Source organism: Desulfothermus okinawensis JCM 13304 (assembly GCF_054654515.1).
This window is the reverse complement of sequence record NZ_BAAIEW010000049.1, coordinates 1-4,538: the sequence shown is the minus strand read 5'-3', so window position 1 is coordinate 4,538 and position 4,538 is coordinate 1. Positions and strand designations below refer to the sequence as shown.

The window sequence follows — 4,538 nt, the reverse complement described above, 5'->3', positions numbered from 1 at the left end:
CGGGCTCTAATTTCCCTGGGCTCTTAAAAGGCTGGGAGAAGTTAGGTCAGAAAAGGACTCTGTCCCTTCCTTCTTCTCTTCCTTTTTTTGGTTTTTCGTTCTTGTCGTTCTTGTCGTTCTCTTTTTGCTTTTTCTTCTAAGTAATTGTTTTTCATGATTTTTCCTCCTTTTTTTGTCTTTTTTTGCTTTTGTCTTCCCCCGCAGTCTCTTTTTTTGGCTCGCCTTTTCGGCTCGCCAAAGAGACTGCGGGGGGTCCCGATTTGTTTTCCTAAATCACACCAGCCAAAAAAACTTATTTATAGAATAGAAAGTCCGAAGTTAAAAAATTAAAAAAAATTAAAAAAAAATGCTTTTTTGTAAAAAATTTTTTGGATCCAGATTTCCAAAGATGGTAGGATAAAAAACTTTTGGGGTATTTTAGCTTTCGAAAGTAAAGGATAATAAAAATATTAGGCAGGCAATCAAAAACGTAAAAAAAAGACAATTAGAACTTATTTGAATAGCTGGTTATGTGTCCCTATTCGCACAAGAAAAACTTCCTTCTTGGTTACTCTATATAAAACTAAAAGATCTCCGCCCAAATGAAATTCCCTGAAATCTGCCAACTCTCCCACAAGTTTATGATCTCGCATTTCTGTTGGCAGGGGTTCCTCAGATAAAAGTCTGGCCACAGCATCAAAGAGCTTTTCCAGCTTTTCTCGTTTAAGATTAAGTTTTTTTAGGTCCTTCTCAAAGCTCTTTAGTACTATTAACTTATTCAAGACCAAGTATCTCCTGCTTGAACTCTTCCAGGGTTACACAACGTCCTTCGCCTCTCCTGGAAGCCTGAATAGCCTCCCAAGTCTCCTCTGTAGGTAGAATCTTCCGAGCTACTTCCAGTTCCCCTTTGCTCACTATTTCATAGAGAAATAGGTTTATTGCGTCGCTTAAGGATAGTCCGTACTTTCTGACAATCGCTCTGGCTCGTTCTTTTAGCTCTCTATCTAAAGTTAAGTTTGTTCTGACTCGTTCAGCTATGGCCATATAATGCCTCCTATCTCACTTAAAAGAAGGTTAAATCTATTACTAATACATATAGTATGTGTATATAATACATCTTTCTCATGGCCACGTCAAAGTCATGACCATGGGTTTTTTCTTTTTTGGGATGTTTGTTTGTTTTTTATATATTTTAAAAGATTTAAAGAGAAAGGTGTTAACTATTTGTTTTATTTAGCAAAATAAAAATAAAACTAAACTTTTCTAATACCAAAAAATTGTTTTTGAAAAAATCCAAAAAAGGTAAAAAAATTTTTTTTTGGATTTCTAGATCCAAAGAAAGGAGGAAGAAGGAGGAGCTTATATAGGACACAGGACGCAAAATTCTGCCTTCTTTCAGGTCTTTTTTGTCTGAAATGATATTTTATATAGGCAAGGCTAAAAAAGGGCAAAAGGAGGATTAAAGATGGAACTAGCAATAAAAATATGTATTGTGCTAACTATAATCACTTTAGGAGCTGCTATGAGTGTGATTTATAAGATATATAAACAAAAAAATAGCAGAAATAAAAAAAAATAAAAAAAAGAAACGACGACGACGGGGATGTGGTGGGTGGGTCGTCGTTTTATAGTTTTAAAAGTTTTAAGAATTTTAGGGAGCGTAACCTTCTAAAATTATTTAGGATAAAAGCAAAAGGGGGTAGATTTTTAATACCCTAGGGGTAGATTTTTAATACCCTAGGGGTAGATTTTTAATACCCTAGGGGTAGATTTTTAATACCCTAGGGGTAGGATAGTCTTGACTTCTATCCCTATCCCTTTTACAAAGTCCTTGAGGAGGTGTGAAATGAAGGAAGTAAAAATTTTACAAAAACCAAGCGGAAGCATAACGATAGGCGGGGATTTAAATAAATTGGAGCGTAAGTTTTACAACGGACTATTATTTAATGTAAAAAAACAATTGGAAAAAAATTTTAATAAGTATAAATTTGATATTACATTAAAAAAATTAGTTGAAAATTTAAATGTAAGCGAAAATGATAAAAATAATAATTATTATAAAAAAGTTTTAGACAAGTTATATCAAACATCTGTTCATTACAATCTGCTTGAAAAAGATTTAATTATAGAGGGCAAATCACATTTAGTAGATAATTTAGAATATAAGATAAATAAAATTACTAAAGAAATATTAATATCATATACTATTCCAGAAATGATTCGACAATCCATTAAAGATATTTTGCAAGGAAATCCAAATAGTTTATACGCAAAAATTGATTTAATGATAATTAAAGGATTAAAAAGTAAATATAGTATAATCATGTACGAATTATGCAAAGATTATGAAAATGTGGAAGTTCCTGAGATGTCTATAGAAAAGTTTAAAGAAATATTTGGTATAAATGGTAAAAAATCATATAAAAAATTTAAAAATATTAGAAAATTTGTTTTAAATCCTGCAATTAAAGAAATAAATTCAAATAAAGATATAAATTTTTTTGTAGAATATAAATTAATAAAGCAAGGTAATAAATATGTTAATATAAAATTCATTATAACTCCTAAACAAAAAATAAAATTAAACAACAATAATAATAAGATAACAAAAGAATCAATTAAAAATAACAAAGATTTAAAAGAGCTTCTTGCATTACTTCCTGAAAATTTAAGAAACAGCTTAAGAGTAATAAATATTATTAATTCTGCATTACAAGAAACTGATAAAGAATTTATTAAAAAACAGATAAAGTATGTTGTTAATAAAAGTGAATCACGTGAAATAAAAGATTTCCCAGCTTTTTTAAAGAAGGCGATAGAAGAAGACTATGCTGGAGCTAACACTATTGATATAAAAGATATAAAATTAGCAGAAGAGGAAAAACAAGATAATCTAGAAAAACTAAGTACAAAATCTTTAGAAATGTTGGCTACAATAGGGAATCAGAAAGCAAGAGCAATTTTAGAGAAACTTAGAGAAAAGAGAGTTAATGTTAATGTCATGGACAACCCAAATATGTGTGAGTGATACTCACGCGATTATGACCTAACTCTTGAGAGATTTCTTGGCGGATCTCTTTGTCGATCGCTTTCAATTCTGGCAGGGTGAGCTTGTCTTCGATGTGTTTTTCCGCTTTATCTAGGTAGCAGTCGACTTGATCTTTTACATAAGTCCAAAAATCTCCTTTACATTTGATGGGTGGGTCTATTTTTATGTCAATTTTTTGCTCCCATAGTTGGGCATAGCGTGATTGGGCAAAAGCATGTCTTTCCCCGTGAAACCTGTAATTTGTGTTGGTTGAAGAATTAAATTCGGTCCTGACTGAATCCGCAAAACTTCGGAAATGCGATATATATTTGTAATCTTTCCAATTTTCTGCCTGAGCCCCAGCTAAATTTACTTGGTTAGATTTTTCTAAATAATTTTTTGTTTCTTCTAATAGTTTTTTCTGATCCTCATTTAGCTGGATCTCCCTTTCTCGGGCATTTTTTGTCCAGTCTTGTCTGCTTAGACTTAACTTTCCAGTTTCCAAACTTCTTTCAATTGTTTTTTTATTAAGCCCCACGCTCTCCCTGAATCTCAAACCAAGCTCTCGTTGCAGTTTTGTTGCAAGTTGAAGGGCTTTGTATCTATCTTCGCCTGTTTCTTTGTATTTTTCTGACAAAAACTCTTGAAAATTTTGATGTATTTCTTGTGATACTGATTTGTCTTCATATTTTGTTGATTTACAAAAATATTCTGAATAATGTATTTCCTTTATTTCTTGATTAAAAAAATGATTTGTATAATCTATTATTTGGTTTAATGCAGATATGTAATCTGCTCCACTCGTTGCATTAATTTCACCATCTTCAACTTTTTCTGCTATTTCTTCTGCTATTTCTTTCACAATATCTTTATTTAAATTTTTTAAATGTTTTATTTCTGTATTGTTTCGGATCAAATTTAAGACTGTTTGTATTTTTTTTGCACTTGCAAAGCCTCTGTTGTGGAAATACATAATTTCCTTAGATAGAATACTTGCTTTTGTGTTATTTTTAAATGTTCCCATTGGTTTCATATATCAATACTCCTTTGTTTTATAAGGTATATATTTATATATAATATAATAGAAAAATTTTTTGTATAATAGTAAAAAAAAGAAAAAAAAATAAGGCCGTGATTCACACGGCCTTATTGCTATTTATTAAAATTCCAATCTAATTTGTTTCTATTAAAAAATGCTTTAAGTATTTTTTCTTTTTCATTAATTGTTGATTCTGCAAGATTTTCTTTTTTTTGTAAGTCAATTAAAAAATCTTGTATATGATAGTATCTAAACTGATTCATTTTTTTTATCTTTTTTACCTTTTTCATATAAAATAAAAAGGTAAAAATCGTCTTTTCTTTTCGCTTCTGGTATTTTGTTTTCGGTTCTACAAAGCCAAGAAAACGTCTTTTGTCCTTTATTACTTTTTTTATATAGTCCATTTTTCTCCCTTTTTTTGCCTTTTTTGGACTCCGTCCCGAGCTAAATGCTAAATCAGGTAAACCGACCGGTTTTTGTGCCGAGCACCGG

Annotated in this window: 5 protein-coding genes; 1 reads left to right on the top strand and 4 read right to left on the bottom strand. The window is 30.6% G+C overall.

Annotated features, from left to right (window positions below; all coding sequences use genetic code 11):
- Positions 1-491: 491 nt before the first annotated feature.
- Both ACYQ0O_RS12860 and ACYQ0O_RS12855 read right to left on the bottom strand, forming a co-directional pair.
- Positions 492-761, bottom strand: a complete 270-nt coding sequence (locus ACYQ0O_RS12860) for a type II toxin-antitoxin system RelE/ParE family toxin (RefSeq protein WP_459893709.1) — start codon at positions 759-761, stop codon at positions 492-494.
- Positions 754-1,023 carry a type II toxin-antitoxin system RelB/DinJ family antitoxin gene (locus ACYQ0O_RS12855; RefSeq protein WP_075070204.1) on the bottom strand — a complete coding sequence of 90 codons (270 nt, stop codon included), beginning with the start codon at positions 1,021-1,023 and terminating at the stop codon, positions 754-756. The genes ACYQ0O_RS12860 and ACYQ0O_RS12855 overlap by 8 nt, the downstream gene beginning before the upstream one ends.
- Positions 1,024-1,825: 802 nt before the next feature.
- On the opposite strand from ACYQ0O_RS12855, the gene ACYQ0O_RS12850 reads away from it, so the two are divergent.
- Positions 1,826-3,007: a replication initiation protein gene (locus ACYQ0O_RS12850; RefSeq protein ID WP_459893706.1), complete on the top strand. Its 1,182-nt coding sequence runs from the start codon at positions 1,826-1,828 to the stop codon at positions 3,005-3,007.
- Here ACYQ0O_RS12850 and ACYQ0O_RS12845 read toward each other — a convergent pair.
- The gene (locus ACYQ0O_RS12845) at positions 2,979-4,040 is read right to left on the bottom strand and encodes an integrase domain-containing protein (RefSeq protein WP_459893704.1); all 1,062 of its coding nucleotides are present in this window, start codon (positions 4,038-4,040) and stop codon (positions 2,979-2,981) included. The genes ACYQ0O_RS12850 and ACYQ0O_RS12845 overlap by 29 nt on opposite strands.
- A gap of 119 nt (positions 4,041-4,159) precedes the next feature.
- Positions 4,160-4,450 carry a hypothetical protein gene (locus ACYQ0O_RS12840; protein WP_459893702.1) on the bottom strand — a complete coding sequence of 97 codons (291 nt, stop codon included), beginning with the start codon at positions 4,448-4,450 and terminating at the stop codon, positions 4,160-4,162.
- Positions 4,451-4,538 lie beyond the last annotated feature (88 nt).

Excerpts from the sequence above, each read along its gene's own strand:
- ACYQ0O_RS12855 (WP_075070204.1), bottom strand. The coding sequence starts at position 1,023 with ATGGCCATAGCTGAACGAGTCAGAACAAACTTAACTTTAGATAGAGAG.
- ACYQ0O_RS12850 (WP_459893706.1), top strand. The coding sequence starts at position 1,826 with ATGAAGGAAGTAAAAATTTTACAAAAACCAAGCGGAAGCATAACGATA.
- ACYQ0O_RS12845 (WP_459893704.1), bottom strand. The coding sequence starts at position 4,040 with ATGAAACCAATGGGAACATTTAAAAATAACACAAAAGCAAGTATTCTA.
- ACYQ0O_RS12840 (WP_459893702.1), bottom strand. The coding sequence starts at position 4,450 with ATGGACTATATAAAAAAAGTAATAAAGGACAAAAGACGTTTTCTTGGC.